Origin of the sequence: Streptomyces sp. NPDC047072, from assembly GCF_040643855.1 — a bacterium.
GTDB lineage: Bacteria > Actinomycetota > Actinomycetes > Streptomycetales > Streptomycetaceae > Streptomyces.
On the sequence record NZ_JBEYVC010000086.1, the window covers coordinates 18,436 to 42,068 of the forward strand.

The 23,633-nt window shown below is 70.7% G+C and carries 25 protein-coding genes; 9 read left to right on the top strand and 16 right to left on the bottom strand.

What is annotated here, in order from left to right:
* Window positions 1-3: 3 nt before the first annotated feature.
* The 6 genes from ABZ896_RS30490 to ABZ896_RS30515 are packed head-to-tail and all read right to left on the bottom strand — an operon-like array spanning window position 4 to window position 6,553.
* On the bottom strand, window positions 4-1,041 hold the full coding sequence (locus ABZ896_RS30490; protein WP_360936140.1) for a bifunctional GNAT family N-acetyltransferase/NUDIX hydrolase: 1,038 nt from the start codon (window positions 1,039-1,041) through the stop codon (window positions 4-6).
* Window positions 1,038-2,453: a phosphotransferase gene (locus tag ABZ896_RS30495; RefSeq protein ID WP_360936142.1), complete on the bottom strand. Its 1,416-nt coding sequence runs from the start codon at window positions 2,451-2,453 to the stop codon at window positions 1,038-1,040. The genes ABZ896_RS30490 and ABZ896_RS30495 overlap by 4 nt, the downstream gene beginning before the upstream one ends.
* Window positions 2,450-3,316 carry a methyltransferase domain-containing protein gene (locus ABZ896_RS30500; RefSeq protein ID WP_360936144.1) on the bottom strand — a complete coding sequence of 289 codons (867 nt, stop codon included), beginning with the start codon at window positions 3,314-3,316 and terminating at the stop codon, window positions 2,450-2,452. Before ABZ896_RS30500 ends, ABZ896_RS30495 begins: the two co-directional genes overlap by 4 nt.
* Window positions 3,313-4,578 carry a methyltransferase domain-containing protein gene (locus ABZ896_RS30505; RefSeq protein ID WP_360936146.1) on the bottom strand — a complete coding sequence of 422 codons (1,266 nt, stop codon included), beginning with the start codon at window positions 4,576-4,578 and terminating at the stop codon, window positions 3,313-3,315. The genes ABZ896_RS30500 and ABZ896_RS30505 overlap by 4 nt, the downstream gene beginning before the upstream one ends.
* The gene (locus ABZ896_RS30510) at window positions 4,575-6,137 is read right to left on the bottom strand and encodes an NUDIX domain-containing protein (RefSeq protein WP_360936148.1); all 1,563 of its coding nucleotides are present in this window, start codon (window positions 6,135-6,137) and stop codon (window positions 4,575-4,577) included. Before ABZ896_RS30510 ends, ABZ896_RS30505 begins: the two co-directional genes overlap by 4 nt.
* Window positions 6,134-6,553, bottom strand: coding sequence for a hypothetical protein (locus tag ABZ896_RS30515; RefSeq protein ID WP_360936150.1), 420 nt, complete (start codon window positions 6,551-6,553; stop codon window positions 6,134-6,136). Before ABZ896_RS30515 ends, ABZ896_RS30510 begins: the two co-directional genes overlap by 4 nt.
* Between ABZ896_RS30515 and ABZ896_RS30520 the strand changes: the two genes are divergently transcribed.
* Window positions 6,519-6,968, top strand: coding sequence for a hypothetical protein (locus ABZ896_RS30520; RefSeq protein WP_360936152.1), 450 nt, complete (start codon window positions 6,519-6,521; stop codon window positions 6,966-6,968). The two genes, ABZ896_RS30515 and ABZ896_RS30520, sit on opposite strands and share 35 nt — an antisense overlap.
* Before the next feature lie 83 nt (window positions 6,969-7,051).
* On the opposite strand, the gene ABZ896_RS30525 is transcribed toward ABZ896_RS30520, so the two are convergent.
* The 5 genes from ABZ896_RS30525 to ABZ896_RS30545 form a co-directional block, all read right to left on the bottom strand.
* On the bottom strand, window positions 7,052-7,588 hold the full coding sequence (locus ABZ896_RS30525) for an HIT domain-containing protein (RefSeq protein ID WP_360936154.1): 537 nt from the start codon (window positions 7,586-7,588) through the stop codon (window positions 7,052-7,054).
* Window positions 7,585-9,594 (bottom strand): ABC transporter ATP-binding protein, encoded by a 2,010-nt coding sequence (locus ABZ896_RS30530; protein WP_360936156.1) that lies wholly within the window; start codon window positions 9,592-9,594, stop codon window positions 7,585-7,587. The genes ABZ896_RS30525 and ABZ896_RS30530 overlap by 4 nt, the downstream gene beginning before the upstream one ends.
* A 400-nt stretch (window positions 9,595-9,994) precedes the next feature.
* Complete coding sequence (locus ABZ896_RS30535) at window positions 9,995-11,131, bottom strand: hypothetical protein (protein WP_360936158.1); 1,137 nt, start codon at window positions 11,129-11,131, stop codon at window positions 9,995-9,997.
* 1 nt (window position 11,132) lies between these two features.
* Entirely contained in the window at window positions 11,133-12,158 is a 1,026-nt protein-coding gene (locus tag ABZ896_RS30540) for a WYL domain-containing protein (protein WP_360936159.1), read from the bottom strand.
* A complete protein-coding gene (locus ABZ896_RS30545) occupies window positions 12,158-12,304 on the bottom strand; it encodes a hypothetical protein (RefSeq protein WP_360936161.1) in 147 nt (48 codons plus the stop codon). Before ABZ896_RS30545 ends, ABZ896_RS30540 begins: the two co-directional genes overlap by 1 nt.
* Window positions 12,305-12,603: 299 nt before the next feature.
* On the opposite strand from ABZ896_RS30545, the gene ABZ896_RS30550 reads away from it, so the two are divergent.
* From ABZ896_RS30550 to ABZ896_RS30565, 4 genes are all read left to right on the top strand, one after another.
* Window positions 12,604-13,320, top strand: coding sequence for an SDR family oxidoreductase (locus tag ABZ896_RS30550; protein WP_360936163.1), 717 nt, complete (start codon window positions 12,604-12,606; stop codon window positions 13,318-13,320).
* 129 nt (window positions 13,321-13,449) lie between these two features.
* Complete coding sequence (locus ABZ896_RS30555) at window positions 13,450-14,544, top strand: polyprenyl synthetase family protein (protein WP_360936165.1); 1,095 nt, start codon at window positions 13,450-13,452, stop codon at window positions 14,542-14,544.
* Complete coding sequence (uppS, locus tag ABZ896_RS30560; RefSeq protein WP_360936167.1) at window positions 14,541-15,236, top strand: polyprenyl diphosphate synthase; 696 nt, start codon at window positions 14,541-14,543, stop codon at window positions 15,234-15,236. The genes ABZ896_RS30555 and uppS overlap by 4 nt, the downstream gene beginning before the upstream one ends.
* Window positions 15,233-16,081 (top strand): hypothetical protein, encoded by an 849-nt coding sequence (locus ABZ896_RS30565; protein WP_360936169.1) that lies wholly within the window; start codon window positions 15,233-15,235, stop codon window positions 16,079-16,081. Before uppS ends, ABZ896_RS30565 begins: the two co-directional genes overlap by 4 nt.
* Before the next feature lie 2 nt (window positions 16,082-16,083).
* On the opposite strand, the gene ABZ896_RS30570 is transcribed toward ABZ896_RS30565, so the two are convergent.
* A complete protein-coding gene (locus tag ABZ896_RS30570) occupies window positions 16,084-16,860 on the bottom strand; it encodes an isoprenyl transferase (RefSeq protein WP_360936171.1) in 777 nt (258 codons plus the stop codon).
* An 82-nt stretch (window positions 16,861-16,942) separates the two neighbouring features.
* On the opposite strand from ABZ896_RS30570, the gene ABZ896_RS30575 reads away from it, so the two are divergent.
* From ABZ896_RS30575 to ABZ896_RS30590, 4 genes are all read left to right on the top strand, one after another.
* Entirely contained in the window at window positions 16,943-17,629 is a 687-nt protein-coding gene (locus tag ABZ896_RS30575; RefSeq protein ID WP_360936173.1) for a hypothetical protein, read from the top strand.
* Complete coding sequence (locus tag ABZ896_RS30580; protein WP_360936175.1) at window positions 17,626-18,234, top strand: hypothetical protein; 609 nt, start codon at window positions 17,626-17,628, stop codon at window positions 18,232-18,234. The genes ABZ896_RS30575 and ABZ896_RS30580 overlap by 4 nt, the downstream gene beginning before the upstream one ends.
* Window positions 18,231-18,899 carry a hypothetical protein gene (locus ABZ896_RS30585; RefSeq protein WP_360936177.1) on the top strand — a complete coding sequence of 223 codons (669 nt, stop codon included), beginning with the start codon at window positions 18,231-18,233 and terminating at the stop codon, window positions 18,897-18,899. The genes ABZ896_RS30580 and ABZ896_RS30585 overlap by 4 nt, the downstream gene beginning before the upstream one ends.
* A 112-nt stretch (window positions 18,900-19,011) precedes the next feature.
* A complete protein-coding gene (locus tag ABZ896_RS30590; protein ID WP_360936179.1) occupies window positions 19,012-19,566 on the top strand; it encodes an NUDIX hydrolase in 555 nt (184 codons plus the stop codon).
* Here the strand turns inward: ABZ896_RS30590 and ABZ896_RS30595 are convergent.
* From ABZ896_RS30595 to ABZ896_RS30610, 4 genes are all read right to left on the bottom strand, one after another.
* Window positions 19,550-20,890, bottom strand: coding sequence for a hypothetical protein (locus tag ABZ896_RS30595; protein WP_360936181.1), 1,341 nt, complete (start codon window positions 20,888-20,890; stop codon window positions 19,550-19,552). The two genes, ABZ896_RS30590 and ABZ896_RS30595, sit on opposite strands and share 17 nt — an antisense overlap.
* A 22-nt stretch (window positions 20,891-20,912) precedes the next feature.
* Window positions 20,913-21,725 carry an inositol monophosphatase family protein gene (locus tag ABZ896_RS30600; protein ID WP_360936183.1) on the bottom strand — a complete coding sequence of 271 codons (813 nt, stop codon included), beginning with the start codon at window positions 21,723-21,725 and terminating at the stop codon, window positions 20,913-20,915.
* Window positions 21,722-22,759, bottom strand: coding sequence for a BadF/BadG/BcrA/BcrD ATPase family protein (locus ABZ896_RS30605; RefSeq protein ID WP_360936184.1), 1,038 nt, complete (start codon window positions 22,757-22,759; stop codon window positions 21,722-21,724). The genes ABZ896_RS30600 and ABZ896_RS30605 overlap by 4 nt, the downstream gene beginning before the upstream one ends.
* On the bottom strand, window positions 22,756-23,633 hold an 878-nt coding region (locus tag ABZ896_RS30610), incomplete at its 5' end, for a 3-dehydroquinate synthase family protein (RefSeq protein WP_360936186.1). The genes ABZ896_RS30605 and ABZ896_RS30610, both read right to left, overlap by 4 nt.

Consider the following 23,633-nt stretch of genomic DNA (forward strand, 5'->3'; position numbering starts at 1 on the left):
CGTTCACTCGGTCCCCCAGTCCCATGTGTCGAAGTAGGCAGCCACGCCGGAGCGGCGTGCCTCCATCACGGTGCTCAGGCGCGCGAAGTCCTGCGGCGGCATCAGGGGCTGCCAGTCGGCAAGCGACTGAACGCCGACCTTGTCGTGCTCCTGCCGGTCCAGGACGATGCCCTCGATCTGCGCCTTAGTGAGCCGGCCGCCGTCGAAAATGCAGCCCATCGTGCTGTACGGCCACTCAGCCCCGGGCAGCCCGAACACCGTCGCCAGCAGCCGGGGCGGCCCCTGAACCGCAAGGCCGGTCTCCTCCCAGCACTCGCGTACAGCCGTCTGCCACGGCCGCTCGCCGTACTCCATCGTGCCGCCGGGCATCTGCCACGGATGCGTCGAGGAGTAGACCGAGCGGAGCTGGACGGGCCGCTCGCCTTCGTCGGTGAAGTAGACACACGCGAACCCGGTCACCTTCGTCACGGTCGCGGCATAGTGCTCGGGCGGCCACCTCACTCCGGGCTCCTCGCCGCCGCGCGGGACCGTCTGGCTGTGCGCGGTCATCCGCATCAACGCCGGACTGCCCGCGAACCCCAACTCCCGGTACAGCTGGGCTGCTTCCGGGCTGGAGTGGAGATCGAAGAGCGTGACCTGCTCGCCCTTGAGGTGGTCGAGCAGCGCGGCCAGGACCGCGCGGGCGAAGCCGCGGCGCCTCAAGCCGGGCCGCGTCACGACGGCCTGGACGCGCGTCGACAGCCCCTCGGGATAGGACGGGGCCGCGATGACCTCCTGGATCAGACCGAGCGCGACCGCGGCGAGGCCTCCGTCCGCGGAGTCGATGACGAAGGCCCGGGCATCGCCCCGCGGGACAAGCCGCCGGGCCAGCCGCGTGCTGCACCGGCTGACCCACCCCTCGTCCAGGGGCGAGGAGAGAAGGAACTCGGACCGCAGCCGGATGATGCCCTCAGCGTCCTCCGGCACCGCCAGGCGTACCGCCGGCACCCCGTCCGCACCGCCTGCGGCCAGATCGCGGCCCGCAGGAACGTCACGATTCACCAGACACCTCCAGGAGTTCGGGTCGGTGAGTCGGCCGCGGCACGCAGACGCCGGAGGGTCCGCCGACCGCGCTCGACCAGATCGGGCACGCCGTTGGCAACGCCGAACTGGATGCCGCTGACCGCGTCCAAGGCAGCATCGACGGCAAGGCGCTCCTCCTCGACCGCGGTCAGGGCCCGCCCGTACCCGGCCATCAGCGCCTCATAAAGGTCGGGGCGGCCGGCCCAGGCGTCGGATAGCCGCACCAGGTCGCGTACGACCTCGCCAGGCTCGCTCCGCTCGAAGTCGATCACCGTGAGGGTGCCGTCGGCGGCGCGGAGGATGTTGCGCAACTGGAAGTCGCCGTGGGTCTCCACCCACTCCAGCGGCGGCAACTGCCGGCCCCGCTCGACGAGGGCCCGCACGAACTCCTCATCACCGCCCGCCAGATGAGGACGGGCCGCCGCAAGATGCCGCTCCAGCTTCCCGGCCGCCGGTCCGCTCCCCTCGGGTGCGGGCCGTGCGGGAGCGCTCTGGTGGATGCGGCGGGCGAGCGCCCCGATCTGGCGAAAGATGCGGCGTTCCTGCTCCGGCGTGTGGATCGCGCCGTACAGGGGATCGCCCGGCACGGCGGTGACCACGACCGTCATCAGACCGTCGTCGGCAGCCACCAGCCGCGGCGCCGCCGCGCCGAGCGAGGGGACCCACGTCCGGTAGGCGCGCACCTGGCGATCGTGGAACCTGGGGTTCTGGTGGACCTTCACGTACCAGGTACCGCCGAAGGCGTTGCTGGCCCGCCACACCTGGCTGCCCGCCCACGCCCAGGAGGCGTCCTCCCAGCCCGTGATCCGTCCCACTGCCTGCTCAGTGAACTCCCGCACCGCCGAGCCGGGTTGGGCGCCGGGCAAGTCGTCCACGGTGGGGATGATGCGGAGCCGGTCGGTTGAGGGATCGTAGGCGATCGTATCCTCGGGCTCCTGGAAGTGCACCGCGAGGCGCGCACTCGCCCTGTAGGCGTCCAGCCCGGCCCGGCAGTACGCAACCATCGGTACAGGCAGGGCGTCGAGACGGAACCAGTCCATGCCGTCACACACGGCCGGCTCCATGATCTGCGGATCGCCCTTCCAGCGGCGGACTTCGAAGAAGAACCCGACACGTGCGCTGCCGCCGGGGGAGCGGTGGTGCACGGTCACGCCCGTACGGACATCGGCTGGGTCGACGAGGACGCCAGTCTCCTCCCGCGTCTCCCGCACGAGCGCGGTGACCACGTCCTCCACGGGCCCGTCGAGATGCCCGGACGGCAGATGCCACAGGCCGGCCGCGTACACGGCGCCGGCCCGCCGCGACAGCAGAACCCGCGGCCCGTCGGCGGTCTCCCGGCGCAGGATCAGGTGGACGTCCAGCGGCTCGGTGTGCCGCTGCCCGCCGCTCATCGCGCTCCCTCCGGACGGCGGGCGAGCAGAACCCTGAACGTCGCTTCCTCGGCCAGAGACCCGTCCACCGCGTACGCGTGGAGAAGGGCGAGGGCCTCGTCCTCGAACGCCTGGTGCCGCTCTGCGAAGAGCTCAGGAGCGGCGAAGGACGTGGTGCGCAGGTAGCCGAGTACCCCCTGCGGCGCCCAGGTGCGGGTCACCGGGAAGAGGTGTTCGGCGACGTTGTCGAACGCCGAGTCGGCGAGGTCCTCCTCGTACGAGCGGCGGGGCTCGGCGTAGGAACGGCGGGCGCCCGCCCTGCGCTCGGCGCCCAGGTAGCGCTGGATCAACTCGCGCAGCGCACGGGTCCAGTCGGCGTCGTGGGTCCACAGGCTCCCGTCGCCCATGATCGCCACTGCGGCGCCCGATGTGGCGACCCGGTCGGCCATCTCCAGGACCGTCTCACCGTTCATCCAGTGGTAGGACCGGCAGAAGGTGATCAGGTCCGGGCCGGAGTCCGGTTCGCCCGGCAGCGTCGCGAGCGGCTCGTAGGCGGCGGCCGCCGCATGGACCAGGGAGAGGGTGCAGTCGCCGAGTACGGGAGTGAGGGCTTGCCCGGCCTGATGCAGCATCTGCGGGCTGATGTCGACCGCTTCGATGTGCGTCAGGTCAGCGCCGGCAGACAGGAGCGCGAAGGGCACCTGCCCGGTTCCGGTGCCCAGGTCGAGCAGCACTGGCGACGGCCGGCCCCGCAGCGTGTCGGCGAGCAGGCGCACCGCCGCGTCCGGCAGGCCGGGGCGGTGGCGGGCGTAGGTCAACGCCGCGCCCTCGAACAGTGCCTGCTGCTCGGGGAAGCCCGGAAGGGGCCCGTCGGGGTAGGTCACGAGGTGGCTCCCTCATTGAGCGGCTGGGGGGCGGGTAGTTGCCAGGACAGGTGTCCGCACTCGGACGAGGCGCGCTGCCCGCCGTCCGCGTCGAAGGAGAGGCGGTAGCGGTCGGGGGATCGTGCGGCCCGCCACCGGTCGGCGAGGTCCTGGATCTCTTTCCAGATGTCCCGAGGCCCTTGGACGGTGACACTCCAGCGCCGGTGGCCCACAGGCTCCGCGCGCATCCAGGATCCGCAGTTGGGTGCGCCGATCGCCAGGTGCTCAGACCCGAAGTCCCGCACCAGACCTCCGAGGAGGTGGTCGGCCGCCAGCCAGAACCCGCGGTCGCTGTCTGCGGGCGGCGCCAGCTTGCTCCGCTGGGTCCACGCGCCGGGCTCAGTGGCGATGCGCTGCCGGAACTCCTCGCTGAGCCAGATCCGCCCCATGCCGTGCCCGGCACGGTGGGCGAACTCCACGGCCCGCAGCTCCGCCGTAACCTGCCCGTCTGCGGTGCGCTCGACGACAGCGAGGCCGGGCCACGACGGGGACGCGCTGGTCACGTGCGTCAGCAGTGTGCCGCCCGGCGCGAGCTGGTCGACCAGGGCTGTCGGTACGCGCGCTACCGTGTACGACACGAAGATTCGGTCGAATTCCCGGCCCGGGACGCCCTGTTCGCCTGACCCGCATACCACCTGCGGCCGGAAGCCGAGGTCGGCCAGGCGGGCGGCGGCCGCGGCGGTGAGGTGCCGGTCCCGGTCGACGGTGACCACCCCCTGGTCGCCACAGACCTGGCAGGCCACCGCGGCGGTCACCCCCGCGCCCGTCCCGACGTCCAGCACCCGCAGACCCGGGCGCAGATCCAGCTCCTCCAGCAGCTCGACGGTCAGGCCCATCACCGTCGACATCGACGTGATCGACGCCCCCGACCGCGTCCCGCGCGCCCGGCCCAGCAGCGGCTCCCCATCGTGCTGGACTAGCACACTGGCCCCGCCGTACAGCAGCCCGAGCAGCTCGGGGCGGTCCAGCGGCGCCGACCAGTCCAGCAGATCCCACCGCGGCGGCTCCTCGCCCGGGCCGCTGCGCCGTACGTACGCCTGCGGCATCAGCACTTCGCGAGGCAGCGCGAGTAGGGCGTCGCGGACCGGGCCCGGCCCCAGAGACCCTTCTTCCTCGAGCCGGGCGACCATCACCGCCCGCGCGGCTGCCGGATCCGCTTCCGCATCCGTCGGCGTGGCCCTGCCGATCGGGCCGGCGGCAGGACAGGTGTCCAGAGTGCTCATCGCTCGCCCCAGCCCTGCTCGGAGTACGGACGCCCTTGAAGGATTCCGTCGATCGCCCGGCGGGTGTATGGCACGACCTTGGCCGGCAGGTCCTGCGGCGTCCACCACCGCCACTCCACGCACCGGTCGGGCTCCAGGACCTCCGGGTCGCCGGTCCAGGAGCGGGCCTGGAAGACGAGCGCGATCCTCGGCCGGGCGTCGGGGGAGTCGACGTGGTGCACCGTGTGGACGAGATCGACGTCCTCGGGCGCGATGGTGAGGCCCGCTTCCTCCCTTGCTTCCCGAACCAGGCAGTCGATCGCCGTTTCCCGCTCGCAGTGGCCGGCCAGGAAGTGCCAGGTGTCCGGCGCATACGTGGAGTCCGGGTGGCGCAGGCCGAGGAGGATCCGGCCCTGGTCGTCCTGGAGATGGAGGTGAACGCCGACGATGTGCAGTTCGGTTCCCGGCGGAGCCTCGTCGGCCAGCGGGCCGGTGTCGTCCGGCAGTTCCTTCGCCACGGGGTGCTCGGCCGCGTGGCGCCGGATCAGCTCCTCCAGCCCGGGACTCAGGCGCAGCCGGTCGAGCATGTCCACGGTGCACCACGTCAGAAGGACACCTTCGCGGAGATCCACCGCCTCGGCATCACCGCTCCAGTGCCCGGCGTAGACGCCGATGGGCACGGCCAGGCCGTCGACGCTCATCGCCTCCTGGACGGCGAACGGCATCAGGCCCGTGGGTTCCAGGCCCGGCACCTCCTCGGCGAGCTCGCGCCGCAGTGTCGCCTCGAGGCTGGCATCGTCCCGCGACCGTTTGCCTCCCACGAGGGCCAGGACCCAGGGCTCCCACATGCCTTCACGGTCATCTCGTAGATGAAGGAGATAGCGGCCAGCTCCGTCGTGGATCAGGGCGTTAGCGCTGACGGGCTCCGGGCGCCCATCCAGCCCGTGCAGCTCGGCAGCGAGGAGCTTGGCCCGCAGCGTGGGGGAGCGCACGTCGGCGTACGGGAGCCACTGGGCCCCGGCGACTTCCTCGTCCAGCAGAGCGAGCGCGGGCGGTTGCTCGGCGGTGAGGTAGAACGCGAAGCGGAAGTCGCAGTGCTGGTGAGCAGCCTCGCCTTTGGCAAGGTTGGCGTCGATGTCATGGACGTCCACGTCGATCGGCTCGTCGAGGAACTGCGGAGTCAGACACAGGTCGCCGGGACGCAGCCCGGCCTCTTCGCACACCTCCCGCACAGCCGCGGACAGGAGCGTACGGTCACCCGCCTCAACGTGGCCGCCTGGAGCGAGAAGCAGCCCCGTCACCCGATGAGCGATGTGGAGCACCCGACGGTCGCGGTCGATGACCACCGCGCTGCAGGTGACGTGACCGGGCAACGTGGCCCGGCTCGACGGCTCCCCGGTGCCGTCCAGGACGGCCAGCAACCCCTCCAGAGCCTCCCGTTCCTCGGCATGCCGGCTGAGATAGGCACCGACGGTCGCGCGGATATGAGAGCGGGAGGGCGGCACGTGATCACCTCGGACGTTGAAGGGCAGGGAGTAGGTGCTGAGCAGGAGGGGCGCCGTGTCCGGGTTCGTGCTCACGGGCCACCCTCCGACGAGCGGTGGTGCCGCACATCCACGGCGACTGCGGGATTGGGGACGATCGGCCCCGACGGCGTCGGAGGTGTGACGGCCTCGGCTGAAGGAGAAGCCACGGCGGGTGAGCCGGGCACCAGGGTGGGGCGCACACCGATCCACGTGCCGAGCCCGCCGGCGAGGAGCGCAGCTGCCGGCCGCCCGCCGGAGGTGAGCCAGGTACCCACGGCCTGCATCCGAGCCTGCATGTCGTCGGCGGTGACGACCTGGCGAATGGCGCACTGGGTCGTCCCCGCCGCCCCGGCACAGGCCAGATGAAGGAACAGGGCGGCAACGATGGCGAACTGCCAGACCAGGCCCAAGGAGGCGAGGAGCAGAGGGACCTGGGTGAACGGAGTGATCGCGAGCGCGGCGAGCATCATCGGCCCGGGCCCGAACCCCGCCGCGATAGCGCTGTCGGCCCCGCTCGACGTCGCAGACTTCGCGGGCGGGGGCGCGGCGCGGCGGCCCGTCCGGATGACGGACGAGGGTGCGGTGCAGCCGACCCAAGGACTCGCCGACGGCGGCCCGCCGCTTGCCGGACAGATCGCCTTCCGCTGTCTCGGCACCTTCAACGAACGCAGCGACGGACACCGACAACCCGCCGCCCCTCACGATGAGATCACCGTCGAGAGTACGGCGCATCACCGGCACCGGGACCCCGTCGCGCGCGGCGAACTCGGCCGGCCCGAGGGCGCGCTGCTCGGCCCCCAGATCAGCGCTCGCCGGATAGGCCTTCACGAACCATCGCCGTCCGTCGGCGTCCCGGGCCACGTAGTTGCAGGTGGCGGTCCCTGACGGCCCCTCGGAGACCTCGGTCGGGATGATGCGGTAGTACAGCGCCAGGAATCCCGCCACCACCGTCACGGTGGATTCCACGCTCACCGTGACACCACCGAGGACCCAGTGCAGCCCAGCAGCTCGCGCAGGCCCCGGGCGTCGGACTGCAACTGCTCCTCGTCCTGACGGCCGTGATCGAGGACGTCGAAAGGGAGCGGGCCGCCGGGCGCCGGATCCTGGCCAGCAGAGCGCCGGGGCGTGATGTGGAAGTGGGCATGTGGCACGGCGTTGCCGAGGAGTTGGTAGTTGAGCTTCAGCGGGCGGTAGTACTGCTCCACCGCGCGACCGGCGGCCAGCGCCTCGTTCCAGAATCCTGCGGCTTCAGCGGAGGTCATCGCGGTCGGCTCGGCGACGTGCCGCGCGGTGAAGATCACCACCACATAGCCGCGGACTTGACCGCTGCGCCACAGGTAGGCGTTGGCGAACGGGCCCTTGTTGATCAGCAGGCCCCAACCGATGTCCTCGGCGGTGAAGTCGTTGGTGCAGATAGGGCAGTCGATCCCGGCCAGGTGGTCCTCGAAGTGTTCCGGCCATTCAGTGCGTGGGGCGGGCACGATCCGCCTGTCGGCGGCGCTCATCCGCTGTCCCCGTTCCTGCTCGGAGCCTCGGCCTGGTAGGCGGCGGCTTGGAGGGTGAACATCTGGTGGTACTCGCCGCGTTGGGCCATCAGCGAGGTGTGATCACCACTTTCGATGATCTGGCCGTCCTGGAACACGAAGATCCTGTCGCACTCGATCACGCTGGCCAGCCGGTGGGAGATCAGGATGGTGATGCGGTCCGCGCGACGGCGGCCGCGCAGCACAGCGGTGTAGGCGGCGTGCTCGGCACGCGGGTCCATGCTGGCGGTCGGCTCGTCGAGCAGGAGGACCGCGGCGTCCTTGTAGAGACCGCGGGCCACGGCGAACTTCGCCCAGTTCCCGCCGGAGAGTTCTTCGCCGTCCTTGAACCGCTTCGAGAGCGGGGTCGTCCACTGCTGGCGCAGCCCGGCAATGACCCGGTCAGCGCCGGATGCCGTCGCGGCCTCGTGTGCCCGCTCCGGATCGGCCTGCGTGATCGTCCCGGTGGAGATGGTGATGTTCGCGAGGGCCGAGAGCGGCCATTCCACTGGGTCCTGGAGGACCATGGCTACCTGGGCCTGCACGCTTTCGGCGTCCATCGTCAGCACGTCGGTGCCGTCCCAGGTGATGCTGCCGGCCGTCGGCTCGTACAATCCGGCGATCAGTTTGGACATCGTGGACTTGCCCGAGCCGTTAGCCCCCACGAACGCGACGGTGGAGCCTGCGGTCAGTTCCAGGGACACGCCGTTGAGCGCGGGCTTCTTCCCGTCGGGGTAGGTGTAGGCGACGTTCGCGATGCTGATCGTCTCGACCTGGCCGGGTGCGGCGAGCCCGGTGCGGCGTGGGAGCAGCGTGCGGCACTTCTCCAGGAAGGTGTACAGGTCCGACACCCACAGGGCGTGCTCGTACACGTAGTGCGTCGCGAGGACGATCCGGTTCAGGGTTCCCTGGCTGGCCCGGATTGCCAGGACGGCGCCGCCGCCGGAGGCCAGCGGCAGCCAGCCCTCGATCGTCATCCAGGCGAGCGCGGCGTAGGTCAGGCCGGTGGCCACACCGCCGACTGCTCGGCCGAACAGCGCCGTGCGGGCTTCGGCCCGCCCCAGCCGAGTGTCCTCCTCCTCGATCCGCCGGGCGATGCGTTCGTGCTCGCCCAGCAACGCCGACTGCGCGGTCGATGAGCGCAGCTCCGCGGCAGCGTCCCGGTCCAGCAGCAGCCAGGTGAACAGCCGGATGCGCCGCTGAAGCGTGCTATAGCGAACCTGGCTGAGGAACCGCATGCGAGCGGAGCGCACCGAGGCGAGCCCCTGCGGAATCACCGAGGCGAGAAGCAGCGGCAGGAGAAGGGGGTGGAGCACGGTCAGCACAGAGGCGGCACCGATGAGCCCGAGCAGCGCGGACGCGAGTTCCAAGATCTGGGTAATGGACTGGCGCGCGTAGTACAGCCCCCGGTCGTTGGCACGGTTGGAGTCATCCGCCCAGTTCGCGTCGTCGACGGCCTCAAGCCGCACGTGGGCCGCCAGGCGAAGGAAATCCATCTCGACAATGCGGCGGATCTTCGGTGTCAGCCGGGCCTGATACAAGGCGACCCCGGCATCGAGCACGGCACGGAACATCAGCAGCCCGGCCACCAGAGCCAGGGACGGGAACGCGGCGCGGATCCGGTCCGGCGTGGCGCCCTGGGCGAAGAGGGCCTGCAGGACACCGATCGAGGCCAGGAGCCCGAACGCCGCCATCGCCGCCGAACCCAGCTGCAGGACGATCACGGCCGAGGTGGCCCGCGCGTCGGCGCGCCACGCCATCCCCAATACGCGGCGGATGATCGCGGGGAGCTTGGCGAAGATCTTCCACATGCTGGTGCGGGATGCCTCACCATCCCAGGTCGACCAGTAGGCATCCTTGAGTTCGTCACCAAGCTCCGCGCCTTCGGGCGAGGGCGGGGCAGATGCCGGAGGGAGCGGCAGGGGCTCGGTACGTGCGTGCGGTACGGATCGGGCGCTCGGTGCGGCCGGACGCAACGGATCGGTCACGGCCGGCTCCCGGTGACCGCGTTCCGTGCTGCCGGGACAGACCGGCTGCGCGCCCGTCGGCCACCGTCGTGGGTGGCGGGCGACAGCGACGAAGGGGCGTGCCGACGCGTCTGGGGCCCGCCGTGGCGGGACGCCGCTGCATGGGTGGGCCCGCTCATGCGGTCCGCCTCGTATCCGGTCGTGCTGAGCGGTAGGCGACGGAGTCAACCCTCTGTGCGTGGCGGGCGAGAGGAGTAGTCGAGGACCGCCGCTGTTCGAATCCGAAAGGCTGATGCGCAAGGGCGGGCACGGGATTCATGGCGTCCTCCATATGGGCGCGTGAGGGGTACTGGTGCTCTAAGAACTCCCCCCGCGGGGGGTCCGTAACGGCTTGGTCGGGGGCAGGTATTGGACGAATGTTCTATTGATGGGTGGTGGGCGCCGGGGCCGCGCCCGGGGGCGGGGACGATGCACTCGAACGCGGCGTGTCACCCGTTCGTGGACTTGTCCTCGCGGCCGTGGACGCATGCCTGTGACGGCAGCGTCGGTCGGGCCGCTGCCGGGACAGTGACGGGGCCAGGTCAGGGGCGGAGCGATCCAGGGCCTCATTCCAGGCGTCAACGCCCTCCGGGGCGAGGAGCGGCGCGACGGGACTCTCGAGGTACTCGCGCTCGACGAAGTACAGGCCGGCGGTCCAGGCGTGGCCGGGGAAGAGCTCGCTCAGGCGGCGGGTGACGGCTTCCGTCGCGGCGTCTTCGGCGTCGAGGAGCCGACGGGCGAGGATCTTGCGGTTCCACACGTCCAGGCCCAAGGAGTCGCTGTTCCGGGACGCGTGGGAGGCCATGATCGCGGCGGTGTAGGGGCCGACGCCCTTGATCTGCTGGAAGGTCTGCACGAGGTCGTCGGCCCTCTGGAGTTCCTCGGTGGTGTGATCACGGAAGAAAGCAGCGTGGGGCAGGGTCTTGGCGTGGTATCCGAGGCGGTCCTGCTCCTTGAAGGTCTCGGCGGAGACGTGAGCCAGTTCCTCGGGCGTGAACCAGGCCCGGAGAGTGATGCCGTCGAAGTGGACGAGCTGGCCGTGGTGGGTGAGGAGATTGCGGGTCATCTGGGTGGTGCGGGCGACGGTGACGTTCCGCAGGAGCAGGACGACCACCGCGATCTCGAAGTGGTCTTCGGGGCAGCTCTGCCGCATGCCGGACAGCGCTCGGAGTGGCTCGCGCATCTGCGGCACGGCGGAGGCGAGTTCGGTGAACGGGCTGAGATCTTCCTCCAGGCCGTAGCAGGCGGTCAGCTGGCGTACCAGGTGCTCCGGGTGAGCGGGCTTGTACTCGCCGTCGGTGTAGACGTCGGCGATGACGAGCCGGTCTTCGCAGTGCAGGCGTACGCCGGAAACGAGGCCGCCGGCCCGGAACGTCCGCCAGGAGCCGGTGGCGGTGTGCGCCTCGAGCCCGGTGGCGTAGTGGGACGGCTTCCAGAGAGTGTGGAGGAAGCCGAAGGGGCCGTCTCCGGTGACGGGCAGTTCGAGGGTGTCGGCGTGGTCGAGGTGGCGGGGGCTCACATCATGCTCCTGGGTGGCGGCCGTGGGTGGATCTCAGGCGGGAGGCCTCGTCGAGGAGTCCGTCCGGCGGCGCTGGGCCCGGGGGCGCGGCGGTGTCGTAGATGGCCAGGGTTCGGCGCAGATGGCCGGCTATCGCCGCCCGCAGCTCTTCTGGTTCGGAGACGATGACGTCCGGGCCGTACCTGCTGACCAGCGGGATCAGCCACTCCCACCGGTCGACGAACATCATGATCGCCAGGGATCCGTCACCGTGTTCATGGACCTGGGAGGTGGGCTTCAGGCTCAGGCGCAGCATCTCGTCGCGTGCCGCAGCCGTGACGTGCAGGGTGACGCGTACGTCGCCCTTGCCGTAGTCCTCCATGGCCCGCGCCCACCAGTCGTGGACGGAGAAGGACTCGGGGTAGGCGAAGGTCAGGTCGGTGGGAACCAGCCGCTCGACCAGGTTGAGGCGGAACCGGGCGGGGCCGCCGGTGGCGCGGGCGGCGACCATGTGCCACTCGCCCGCCTTCCACACCACGCCGTAGGGCTTGAGAAGAGCGGTCTCTTGGCTCCCGGTTTTCGTGCGCCAGGTGGCTTCGACGGCGGTCGCGGCGAGCATGGCGGTGTGCAGAATCGGAAGGTGCCCGGAGCCCTCGTCGCGCCAGTACCAGTCGGCGGTGTCGAAGTGGATGCGCTGGGCCAAGCGCCGGATGACCTCTTGGACGGTGTCGCTGATGCTGGCCGCGCGGGCGCGATCTTCGGCGGAGGCGAACTCGGGGTCAAGGAATCCCAGGACGTACAGCCGCAGGGCGTGGTCGGAGTCGATGGTGAGCGGGTCGAGAACGGTGTCGGGAGAGAGCCGGTACCCGCCGAGCTTCCCCGGCTGAGCCTGGATGGGGATGCCGTGAGCGGTGAGAGCGGTGATGTCGCGGTAGATGGTGCGTTCGGTAACGCCGAAGCGGTCGGCCAGCTCGCTGGCGGGCACGTTGGTGCGGCTGCGGAGCATGTGCACGATGCCCAACTGCCGGGCACGGACGGCGTCGACCATCAGAGTGCCGCCCCCACGGGATAGATCTGGCCGGTGGCGTACGTCCACTGCGGAGCGGTGGCCACGGCCTCCCCGGACGGCCGGCAGTAGTAGCAGCTCCGCTTGCAACGGGAGTTCACCGTCACCCGGACTTGCGGTCTCCGCATGTCACTCCTCCCTCCCGCAGCGCTGACATTCACGCTCACAGCCTTGTGGTTCATTCCTCTTGCCAGCAAAAACGTTGGACAGGGTCGATGTCAGGGTTTGTCGCGCCACCAACAGCGAACCCTGACAACGTTCTTGGGCGAGATGACAGTGCATCCGGCGCGCCTGTGGCGGCGCCAGGGAGCACGTGTGGCGATGTACGCGCCACAGCCCGGGAACCCGTTCTGCTCCCGTACGTTCGGTCGCCCGGACGGGGGTGGGCGTCGTGTGAGGTGGAGGCAGTTCGGTGCACCCTGATCTGGTGGGGACAGTGGCTCTGGTCACCGGGGCGTCCAGCGGGATCGGGCGGGCCACAGCGCACCGGCTGGCGCAGCGAGGGGCGACCGTGGCCGCCCTCGCCCGCCGCGCCGATGCCCTGGAACTGGTGTGCAGCGAGATCCGCTCGGACGGTGGCGAGGCCTTCCCCGTCCGAGCGGATCTCACCGACCCCGCCGAAGCAGCTCATGCCGTCACCCGGGTCACCGCCGCGACCGGCCGACTGGACATGCTGGTCAACTGCGCGGGGACAGCACGACTGGGCCCCTTTGCCGCTCACGCGCCGGCCCGCTGGCAAGCCTTGGTCGACACCAACCTGACCGGAACCCTCAACATCTCGCAGCCCGCGCTCCCGCACCTTGCCGCCGCGGCCGCCGCCTCGTGGGGACGAAAGACGGCAGACCTCGTAACCGTCGGATCAACGGCCGGACGGCACAGCAAGCCGAACGCCAGCGTGTACGCGGCAACGAAACACGCCGTCACCGCGTGGAGCGACGCTGTGCGCGCGGAGCTCGCCCCCGTCGGCGTGCGGGTAAGCGTCGTACAGCCAGGCGTCGTTGACACACCCCTCGCACGGGATCTCGGAGCCGACCCTGACTCCGCCCTGGCCGCGCTCGAGGTCGCGGACGCGATCGTCTACGTCGTCACCCGGCCTGCCGGCGTGACGGTGACCGAGCTAGTCGTACGTGCCGCGAGCGGCTAGCTCCGCGGACGGTGTGGCGGGTGCATCGCGACAGCCATCTGGCTGGTGGCGCTACACCCCGGGCCGGTCGACTGAAGTCCGGGCGCCCCGCGGTGCCCCTCTTTCGAGCAGAAGGGCTTTGACGGGCGCATGAGCCACGACGAAGAAGTCACCCGGCAGATGGCCAGCCGGATCGCACAGCACCGCGACCGGTTCCAGGACCTCTTCCAGAGGTACTTCGCGCAGCTGCACGCGACAGCCGACGCCCCCGAACTCAGCCGCTTCGCGCCCGAGTGCCTGCGCATGGTCGAGGAGTTGGCCCTGCGGGGCGGGAAACGGCAGCGTGTCGCGTTCGCCTACGAGGCCGCCAACCTGGCGCCCGGCGGTGCGACGACGGAGAAGGCCGTGGACATCGCGGCCCTGAGCATCGAGCTGCTCCAGGCCCACCTCCTCATCCACGACGACATCATCGACAACGCCGCTACCCGCCGCGGGGGCCCCTCCACCTACTACGCATACCGGGACAAGCTCCCCGGCCACCCCCAGCACGCCCTGGGCCTGGCCGTACTGGCCGGGGACCTCGCTCTGGTCCTGTCCCAGCAGGTGATCGCCGACGCCGGGCTGGAACCCTGGCTGGCCCAGACGATGATGGCCCTTCAGAACAAGGCGAGCCTGAGCACGTTCGTCGGCCAGGTCTTCGATCTCGAGCGGGACTTCCTCGGCGTCCCGGACGAAGACCTGCTGCACTCGGTGTGCGACTACAAGGCCGCACGGTCCTCGGCGCTCGCGCCACTGCAGCTCGGCCTGCTGGCCGCCGAGCAGGACCCGAAGGAACATGAACCCGCGCTGCGCCGCTACGCCACCTCGTTCGGGATCTCCGGGCAGATGCGCGACGACTACCTGTCGCTGTTCGGCAGCGAAGAGGTCACCGGCAAGCCCGCCACCGCTGATGTCGCCGACGGCCGGGTGACCTACCTGATCCGTCGCACGCTCCTGGCTGCCTCGGACAGCGAGAGGAAGGTTCTCGCCTCGGTGCTGGGCCAGGCCGGCGCGACAGAGACCGATGTGGACAAGGTCCGCGAGATCGTGACCGCCCACGGTGTCGACCAGAGCCTCCTCGCCGACATGCGCCGCTTCGCCGAGCTGGCCAGCACCGAGGCCGAGCAATGGGCCTCATGGGCGGAAGCGGACGCGGTCGCCTTCTTCCGGGACGTTCCCGTGTGGGGCGTCCAGCGGCTGCTGTGAACGCCGACGGGCCGCGGCACGTCGGCATCGTCCTGGACGGCAATCGGCGCTGGGCGAAGGAACACGGTCTGACCGCCTCCGACGGACACCGGATCGGTTTCGGCCGGATCCCCCAGGTCCTGTCCTGGTGCGAGGACAACGGGATACCTCTGGTCACTCTGTGGATGCTGTCCACCGAGAACCTGCGCCGCGACGCGGCCGAGGTCGAAGCGCTGATGGAGATCATCACCGCCGCGGTGCTGCAGTTGTCATGGGCCGGCCGGTGGCGCATCCGTCATCTGGGTGAAGGCGACGTTCTCCCTCCTCGCGTGGCCGAGGCAGTCCGACACGCTGAGCAGGCCACTGCCAGTGCGCCGGACACCCTGACGGTGAATCTGGCCATCGCTTACGGAGGACGCCTTGAGATCACCAGCGCCGTCCGCCGCCTCATGAGGGGCTGGGCACGCGAGGGCATCCCGGTCGACGAGGCCGCCAAGCAACTCACCGTCGAGGACCTGAGCTACGCCATCAGCAACGGCCAGCCGGATCCGGACCTCCTCATCCGCACCTCCGGGGAACGCCGCAGCTCCGGCTTCCTGCTCTGGGGCGGCGCCGGCGCCGAACTGTGGTTCACCCCCGACTACTGGCCCGACTTCACCCGCCAGCACCTCACCCAGGCCCTGACCCACTACCGGGAGGCACACCGCCGATGACCCGATCCGGCTCCGTGATCACATTCCTCGGCCCGGACGGCTCGGGCAAAAGCACCATCGCCCGCGCCGTGCGTCAACGCCTCACGGACGAGGGCAAGCCCGTCCGTATCCTCTCCCGGCGGGACTATCTGCGGGCCCAGCCTACCGGTCACGTCGCGGACACCAACCGGGCGCTGTACGACGCGGGCCTGCGCTCTCTCTACAGCCTGGCTGAAGCCGCCGACGGCACTGCGCTGGGCGCCCTGCTGCCTTCCCCGCCCGCGGACCTGCGTGACCGCGCGCTGGAGGAGCAGCTGGACGCCTCCCGGATCGCGGCGAACAACCCGCAGGCCATCACGGCGGCCGCGCTGTGTGAGATCGCCGGCAGCCTCATGTACTACACCAGCGTCGTCCACCCGGAGCTGGACGCGGGCACGGTCGTCATCGAGGAGACCCACCCGCTGAAGATGGTCAGCAAGCTGTGCCTGCTCGCGCAGCGGACGGCACGCCACGACAGCCACGCGCGGGCCGCCGCCACCGTGCTGCGCTCGGCCGCGATGGTGCTGCGCCCCGACGAGGCCCGCACGATCCCCGTCCTGGTGCGCTGCTCTCCGCACCGCGCCTACGACCGGTTGATCGGCCAGCGCGGCGCCCTGGGAGGACTGGAGCACCACGGCGCCGCCGGGAGCGGCAGGGGCAAGGACGCCTATCTGGATCTGCAGACCCGGCTAGTGGAAGCCTTCGAGGAGGTCGCCGCCCCCTGGCGGTGCGTGATCGTCACCAGCGACGACGAGGACCAGGAGAGCTCCGTCAAACGGGCCGTGGACGCGATCCTCGCCGACCCGCGGATGGCGCACCTGGTATGAAGTCACCGGCCATAGCGGCGCTCCCGTGCCGCGTACGAGCGCAGCGCGCGCAGCAGGTCGATCTGGCGGAACGCGGGCCACAGGACCTCGACGAAGTGCACCTCCGCGTAGGCGGACTGCCACAGCAAGAACCCCGACAGCCGCTGCTCGCCGGAAGTGCGGATGATGAAGTCGGTGTCGCGGCCGGCCTGGGAGTACAAGTTGTCCGAGATGTGCTCGAGGTCGAAGTTCTCCGCAAGCTCCCGCGGGTCGCCGCCGGCGGCGGTGTGCTTTTCGAAGGCGGCCTTGACAGCGTCCACGATCTCGCGGCGGCCGCCATACCCGACGGCGACGTCGACCTTGAGCCCGGAGCGGCCGGAGGTGCGGGCGGCCGCGTCCTTCAGGACACCGGCGCTCTCGCCCGGCAGAAGGTCCAGGGCACCGATCACCTCGATGCACCACTGCTCCTCGGCCGCGCAGATGCTCTGGACCGTCTCCTCGATGATCTCGATCAGTGGACCGAGCTCGTCCGCGGGCCGGTGAAGATTGTCGTCGGAGAGCATCCACAGCGTGACGTGCTCGATCCGGGCGGCGTCACACCAGCGCAGGAAGTCACCGACCTTCGCACCGCCGACGCGGTAGCCCTCACGCGGATCGTCGTGCCCGGCTCCCCGGGCCCACCGGCGATTCCCGTCGAGCATGATCGCCACATGCCGCGGGCGGGGCAGGCCATCCAGCTTGCGAGCCAGGCGCCTCACGTACACCGCTTCCAACGCCGCGCGAAGCGCCCTGAGTGCCACGCCAAGTCCCCTTCGATCAGTAGCCACCGGCTTCAGGTGGCCACCGTATCGCCACGGAGGCCACCGGAAAGGACGCTCACCCATGCCCCCAGCGGATCTCGCCACCGCGCTGGAGCACATCAACTGGGACAACCCGCGCCAATGCGCGGCCGACACGCGCACGGTCCTGCGGGCGCTCGCCAACGACCGCGCGCTGCTGACCAGCCTGGTCACCTCGATCGGCTCCGACCCCGACCGCCTGGCGCGCTGTGAGACGAACCCCCTCATCAACCGCCTGGTCCTCGCCGAGGACACCACCGGCGCCGACCGTTGGCAGCTGCGGCTGCACGTCTTCCAGGACGGCCGGCTGGAACTCATCCCGCACGACCACAAGTACCCCTTCGCCGTCCACGTCCTGACCGGCGGATACGCCCAGGTCTGGAACCGGCGCACCGCCGGCCGCCAGACCGGCCCCTTCACCTCCGCCGACCTGGCGCCCGGACTGGTCACCGTCGAGCCCCCCGGCGCCGCCTACCTGTTCTCCGACTCCCTGGTGCACCAGACCGCCGTCTTCCCCGGCACCACCACCCTCTTCCTGCGCGGTCCGGTACGCCAGACGCGCTGGAACTCCGCCACCGACATGCACGACACCCGCATCGACGGCGAAGACGGCTCTCCCACGGACCAGCGCTACCGCCTGTCCGGCCCCATGTCCTTGTCCGAATATCACGCCTTCGTCGCCGACCTCGAGCGACTGGGCGTCCTCACCTCCGGAAGGATCACGAGTTGACCTCCCACGCGCTCGCGCAACTGGCCCCGGTCGCCGCCTTGCTCGACCAGGGCAGCACACCCGCCGACGTCCCCGACAACCCGGACATCCTGCGGGGCAGCTGGCGAACCGGCGCGGTCCACCAGGCCCTCGACCTGATCGACCGCGCCGACCCTCAGTTCGCCGGACGCTCATTCACCGCCCCCGGCCACACACACCTGCTGCTCGCCGAGGACCCCGAACACGACTGCCTGCTCTACCTGCGCCTGTCCGCCGAGGGCCGCCCGGTCCCGGAAGAGGCGACCGAGAAGACTGTCACCCTGACCCTCACCGGCACGAGCGACGTCGAGTGCTACCGGCACCGCGGCGATGTCGAGGACGACCACCCGTGGCTGGTGCGCACCTTCGGGGAGGAGTCGATCTACGCCTGCCACCCAGGGACCCTGCGCACGATCGAGACCAGCAGCGACGGCTGCCAGCTCGTACTGGCCCGGACCCCGTTGGCCCCGGCCGTAGGCTCCGCGCCCCTGACGGCCCACAGCTACCGCGAGGCGCTCGGCACGGCGCAGCGAATCCTGACCGCCGCACTGCCGGACGACGAGACCACCGCACAGGTGACCTCGTGATCACGACGACCAACTGGCTGGACGACTTGCCGGCCCTCGATGACGGCGACCTGCGCCTGGCCCACCGGCGCAGCCGCGAGATCCTGCTCCGGCTCGGCGCCGACCGCCCGCTCCTCACACAGCTCGTCGGCGAGATCGAGCACGACCCGCAGCGGATGACCGAGAGCGAGGTCCACCCGCTGATCAACCGGCTCGTCATCTACCAGGACGACGCCCGCGGCTTCCAGATCCGCCTCCACATGTCGCCCGGGGCGCGCGAACTGGTCCCGCACGACCACAAGTACACCTTCACCACCCTCGTTCTGGCGGGCGCCTACCTCCACGTCTGGCGGCGGCGGACCGACGCCGGCGAAGGCGAGTTCACCGCGGAGGACCTCCAGCCGGGCCTCATCACCGTTGAGCGCCCCGGCTCGTGCTACACCCTGGGCCATCCGCTGGTGCACCAGACCGTGATGCTGCCCGGCACCGTGACCCTGTTCATGCGCGGCCCGCGGGCCAAGCCGCGCTCGCACGCCGCGCTGGACATGCTGCCCGCAGCCGACGAGTGGCCGGAGGCCTCGCAGGCCGGCAAGCCCAAGCACGCGCGTGGGCAACGGCCGGTCACGCCGGAGGAGTACCGCACGATGAGGAGGCAGCTCGTCGGGCAGGGCATCATCCACGCCTGACCGGCCGGGGCGCCGCGGCCCACGGTACTCCTGCCTCCCGACGCTCGAATCCCGGCCGCGGGCGGCATCACCCGACGAACTGTCACCCTACGAGTTGGATAAGGTGCGAAACGTGACTGATGAACGCGATCCGCTGGAATGGACGCTGAAGAGTGAGCGTCCCGAGCCCGCCGGCTACCTGAAGGTGCGCTGCCGTACCTACACCCAGCCCAGCGGCAAGGACTCCGACTGGGACATCCTGGAGGGTCCCCGGACCGTCGCCGTGGTGGCGTTCACCGAAGACGGCCAGGGCATCCTGGTCCGTCAGTTCCGGCCCGGGCCGGCCAAGGTCCTGGCCGAGCTTCCCGGCGGCATCGTCGGGCCGGGGGAGGACGTGGTGGACGCCGCGGTCCGTGAACTCCTGGAGGAGACCGGCTATCAGGCGGGAACTGCGGAGGTCGTGATGCAGACCTTCCTGGCGATGTATGCCACCCATGTCCGGCATGCGGTGCTGGCCAGGGACTGCCGCAAGGTCGCCGAACCCACCCTGGACGCCGAGGAGTTCGTCGAGCCGGTGACTCTGCCGCAGGAGGAGTATGTGGCCCATCTCCTCGGCGGTCAGTACACCGACGCGGACATGGGCCTGGCCGGGCTCGTAGCGGCAGGGCTGCTCAAGCAGACAGGCTGAACGGCGGGCCGCCCAGTGACTGGGTGAGGCGTTCGACGACAGGGGTCGGTGCCTCGATGTAGAGACGGCTGGCCGGTTCCGTTCCCGAGGCGCGCACGGCGATCCGGCCGTGCGCGCCGTCGTCGTAGACGACCGGGTCGCCGGAGTGGTCGGCCCGCCAGCCCGGCAGGAGCCCCGGCAACTGGTGCAGGACGTCCGTCAGCGGGGCGGGCACGGTGTGGACGAGCTGGGTGTGCGGGTGCGCACGGCGTACATCGGCGATCGCGTCGTCCAGGTCCTCCAGGGCGGGGAACGCGGTGAGCAGGGTGGTCAGGGCGGCGAGGCTGTCGCGTTCGAAGTACCCGCTCTCGTCGGTGACGTGGACGAGTGCACCGTTGGGTTCCAGGCCGAGCGCAGGGCGGGGATCGTTCTGCCAGGCGGCGACGATGTGCTTGAAGCCGACCTGTGTCTCGGTGACGCGAAGGGCGGCGCGGGCTCGTCTGGCTGCGCGGACGGCCATGCGCGGTGCGACCGCCGTGGTGATGAGCCGGTCGACCCGCAGGCCTGCGTAGAGCAGCGCGGCTGCCTGCTCCGGGCTGCCGATGTATCCCGAGGCTCGGGTGAACAGCACGAGGCGGTCACCGTCTCCGTCTGTCATGGCCAGCAGCGCTGGGCCGGCTGCCTGGTCCAGGAGGGCTCGTGCGGTGCGTTCGGCCTGGGGCCGGGGGACGGGGTCGGGGGAGTGTCCGGCGAAGAACGGCAGGAGCCTTGAGCGGCAGAACGTCACTCCGTCCAGGTGGCCGTCCAGGGCTCCGACCGCGCCGTGCGCCGCGTCCAGCAGGACCGGCGCGTCGAAGTGGGCGACGGCCTCGGCGAGGGCGCTCCCGGTGGATGCCGCGTAAGGGGCGAGGACGTCGATGTGCGGATGGCGGTGGCGGGGCAGTCGGCCGGGGTCGGTGGTCGCGTCGGCGGAGGGCTGGGGCCAGACGGCGCCGTGTCCGGAGGCGTCGCGGATCTTCATTCCGGTGTAGCCGGGCGGGTTGTGGCTGGCGGTGATGACGACGGCCGCGCTCAGGGCCGGTTCCTGGCGTACGAGGATCCCGCAGGCGGGGGTGGGTGCCGGGCCGGTGGCCAGGTGAGCGGTGATGCCGTGCTCGGTGAGCAGGTCGGCGGCGAGCTGGGCGAGTTCGGGCGCGCCGGCCCGCCCGTCGTAGCCGACGAGGACGTTGTCGCCGAGGACGTCCTGGTCGGCGCAGTGGCTGAGGGCGGCCAGTAGTTGCGGTTCGGCGAAGGCGCTGCCGGGCAGGCCGCGCCAGCCGTCGGAGGTGGAAGGGACGGATCGCATGGAAAGGGGTCTCCGTGTGTCGTCAGCAGTGGGGGTGCATGAGAGGTGCGAGGTCAGCCGCCGCTGGTGCGTGGCGGGTGGCCAGCCAGCCGGGGTGGATCCTGGGCCGGCTGTGGGCGAGGTCTCGGCCGTCCGGCGCGATGGCCTTGCCGCCCGCGGTGTGCACGGCCAGAGCGGCGCCGGCGTAGTCCCAGGGAGCGGCACCGCCGTGTGCTCCTGGGAGATAGGCGGCGGCCCGGGCACGGCCGAGTGCCACGAGCGTCATCTTGACGCTGGCGGTGGGCACGGCCGCGACGGGACGGCCGGGCAGTAGCTGACGGGCCCGTTCGAGGTGGCGGGGGCTGGTCAGCAGGGTTTCCGGGGCGAACGAGGGCAGCCGTTCGACATCCCCGGTGATGCTCAGTGCGGCTCGGTCGACGTCCACACGCACGCGGTGGGCGGGCAGGTCGACGATGCCCTGCACGGGGAACCCGGATTGGATGCGGCAGGCGGTGATGGCGAAGTGCGTACTGCCGTTGAGGAACGGGTCGGTGCCGTCGAGCGGGTCGAGGAGGACGCAGTCCTCGGGCAGCTCCTCAAGGGTGTGGTGGCGGCGCTCTTCGGCGACGACCGGCACGTCGGGCCATGCTCGGCGGAGGGCGTCGGTGAGCATGTCCTGCAGCCGCAGGTCGAGTTCGGTCACCGGCTCGGTGCCACCGTGAACGCTGCGCTTGTGGCGGACCACCTGGGCCGGATCGCGGCGGCGGAAGGCGGCGATCTCTTCGGCCGCTTCGTCGAGCACCGGGTGGAGTACGTCGGCCAGCGACAACGCCGCCGCGGGTACGGCGTCGTTCATGCGTGCACCGCCGCGGCGGCGGTTGGCGCCGTCTCGCTGTGCGTTGGCATCGCTTCCCGCAGAGGCACGAGCGCGTCGGTGGTGAGCCAGAGGTCGCGCAGCCGCAGCATGTCGGACGGTCGGCTCTCGGAGCTGTGTGTGGCGAGCGAGGCGGGCGGAAGGTGGTCGTGTACCCAGTCCAGGAAGTGGCCGCGCAGGAGAGTGGCTTCGGTGAGCAGTGATCCGGACAGCACCAGCGTGTATTTCGTGCCGGTGGAGATGGCCGTCGCGCGGCACGCGGCGGCGGCGCCGGCGGCCAGTTCGGATGCCGCGTCCTGCACGAGCCGGCAGGCGACCTGGTCGCCGTCTTCGGCGGCCTCCAGGACCTGTTGGGCGAAGGACGCGACGTGTGCCTTGGTGCTCTCCGTGCGGTAGACGTGGGTGAACAGGTCCGCGCCGAGATCACCGCTCGTCCGGGACGTGTCCGCGCACCACAGACGGGCCAGGCCGGTGAGCGTGGTGTTGGGGCCTCGCCCGTCCAGTGCCCGGATCACGGCACGCAGACCGCGAACTGCCAGGTCGTGTCCGCTTCCTTCGTCGGACAGCAGCCACTCCAGGCCGGACACACGGGCCCAGCGGTCGCCGTTGCGCGCGGCGAACCCGGTGCCGGTCCCGCAGTTGGTCACGCACACCGGCCCTCGGGCTGACAGGAGGAGCGGGGTGAGGTCGTTGGTCACCAGCACCGGCACGGGCGTCTCATCGGAGTTGGCCAGGGTCCGGTGTATCAGGGCGGCGAAGTCTTCGGCCGCCCTTCGGGTGGAGGCGGCGCCGTGAGCGGCGATGACGCCCATCGGCGCGGCGTTCGGGGACCTCCCGGCACGGTTGATGAGGTCGATGAGAGTGTGGGCCGCGCGGTCCTCGCCGACCGACCGTGGGTTGGTGGACGGCCCTTCTGCGGTGGTGAGGATCGTTTCGCCGCGGGCGTTGCTCACCCAGGTGTGGCTGCCGCCTCCCTCGATGAGCAGCCACGCCGGGGCCGGTGGAGTCGGGCTCATGGGCGTGCCGCCAGGTCGTTGAGGGCCTTGTCGTAGGAGGGGCGGTCGATGTCGTCGGTGATGGTGCAGTGCCCGGGCCGGTGCGGGAGTACGAGGTGCAGGGGGCCGTTGCGGATCCGGCGCACGGTGTCCATGCCCTCCCACACGGTGTCCCTCAGCTCGTCAGGGATGGTGGTGGGCAGGTGGTAGGCGGCCAGCAGGTTCAGGATGCGGTCGCGGTCTTCGAGCGTGGTGCTCTCGTCCGTGAGGAAGGAGTGCGCGGCCGCGACCGCCATGCCGGCGGCGACCGCTTCGCCGTGCAGGATCCGGTAGCCGGTGGCTGCCTCGTAGGGGTGCCCGATGCAGTGCCCGAGATTCAGCGGCCGCCGTAGATCCTTCTGCTCGTACGGGTCCGGTGACAGCAGCAGCAGCTTCGCCTCGACGGCGTGACGCACGATCGCGGTCATCGCCTGCCCGGTGGGCAGGGGGTCCGCGGTTTTCTCCAGCGTGGCGAAGAGCGACGGGTTGGCGATCAACGCGACCTTGATCACTTCGGCGAGACCAGCGCGGATCTGACGGTCGGGGAGGGTGGCGGTCAGGGACGGGTCGAGGTAGACGCCGACCGGATGGTGGAAGGCGCCGAGCAGGTTCTTCGCGGCGCCGAAGTCGACGCCTCCCTTCCCTCCGATCGCGGCGTCGACCTGTGCCAGGACCGTGGTGGGCACCAGCGCGTACGGCACACCCCGCATGTAGAGGGACGCCGCGGCCGTGACCAGATCGCACACCACCCCGCCGCCCACTCCCAGCAGCAGCGTGCGGCGGGTCACGCCGTGCGTCCGCAGCGCAGTGATCAGGTTCTTCAGGCCTCTGGGGCTCTTGCTGCTCTCGCCGGCAG

Excerpts from the sequence above, each read along its gene's own strand:
- ABZ896_RS30495 (WP_360936142.1), bottom strand. The coding sequence starts at position 2,453 with ATGAGCGGCGGGCAGCGGCACACCGAGCCGCTGGACGTCCACCTGATC.
- ABZ896_RS30505 (WP_360936146.1), bottom strand. The coding sequence starts at position 4,578 with ATGAGCACTCTGGACACCTGTCCTGCCGCCGGCCCGATCGGCAGGGCC.
- ABZ896_RS30515 (WP_360936150.1), bottom strand. The coding sequence starts at position 6,553 with ATGATGCTCGCCGCGCTCGCGATCACTCCGTTCACCCAGGTCCCTCTG.
- ABZ896_RS30525 (WP_360936154.1), bottom strand. The coding sequence starts at position 7,588 with ATGAGCGCCGCCGACAGGCGGATCGTGCCCGCCCCACGCACTGAATGG.
- ABZ896_RS30540 (WP_360936159.1), bottom strand. The coding sequence starts at position 12,158 with ATGGTCGACGCCGTCCGTGCCCGGCAGTTGGGCATCGTGCACATGCTC.
- ABZ896_RS30545 (WP_360936161.1), bottom strand. The coding sequence starts at position 12,304 with ATGCGGAGACCGCAAGTCCGGGTGACGGTGAACTCCCGTTGCAAGCGG.
- ABZ896_RS30555 (WP_360936165.1), top strand. The coding sequence starts at position 13,450 with ATGAGCCACGACGAAGAAGTCACCCGGCAGATGGCCAGCCGGATCGCA.
- ABZ896_RS30565 (WP_360936169.1), top strand. The coding sequence starts at position 15,233 with ATGACCCGATCCGGCTCCGTGATCACATTCCTCGGCCCGGACGGCTCG.
- ABZ896_RS30575 (WP_360936173.1), top strand. The coding sequence starts at position 16,943 with ATGCCCCCAGCGGATCTCGCCACCGCGCTGGAGCACATCAACTGGGAC.
- ABZ896_RS30595 (WP_360936181.1), bottom strand. The coding sequence starts at position 20,890 with ATGCGATCCGTCCCTTCCACCTCCGACGGCTGGCGCGGCCTGCCCGGC.
- ABZ896_RS30600 (WP_360936183.1), bottom strand. The coding sequence starts at position 21,725 with ATGAACGACGCCGTACCCGCGGCGGCGTTGTCGCTGGCCGACGTACTC.
- ABZ896_RS30605 (WP_360936184.1), bottom strand. The coding sequence starts at position 22,759 with ATGAGCCCGACTCCACCGGCCCCGGCGTGGCTGCTCATCGAGGGAGGC.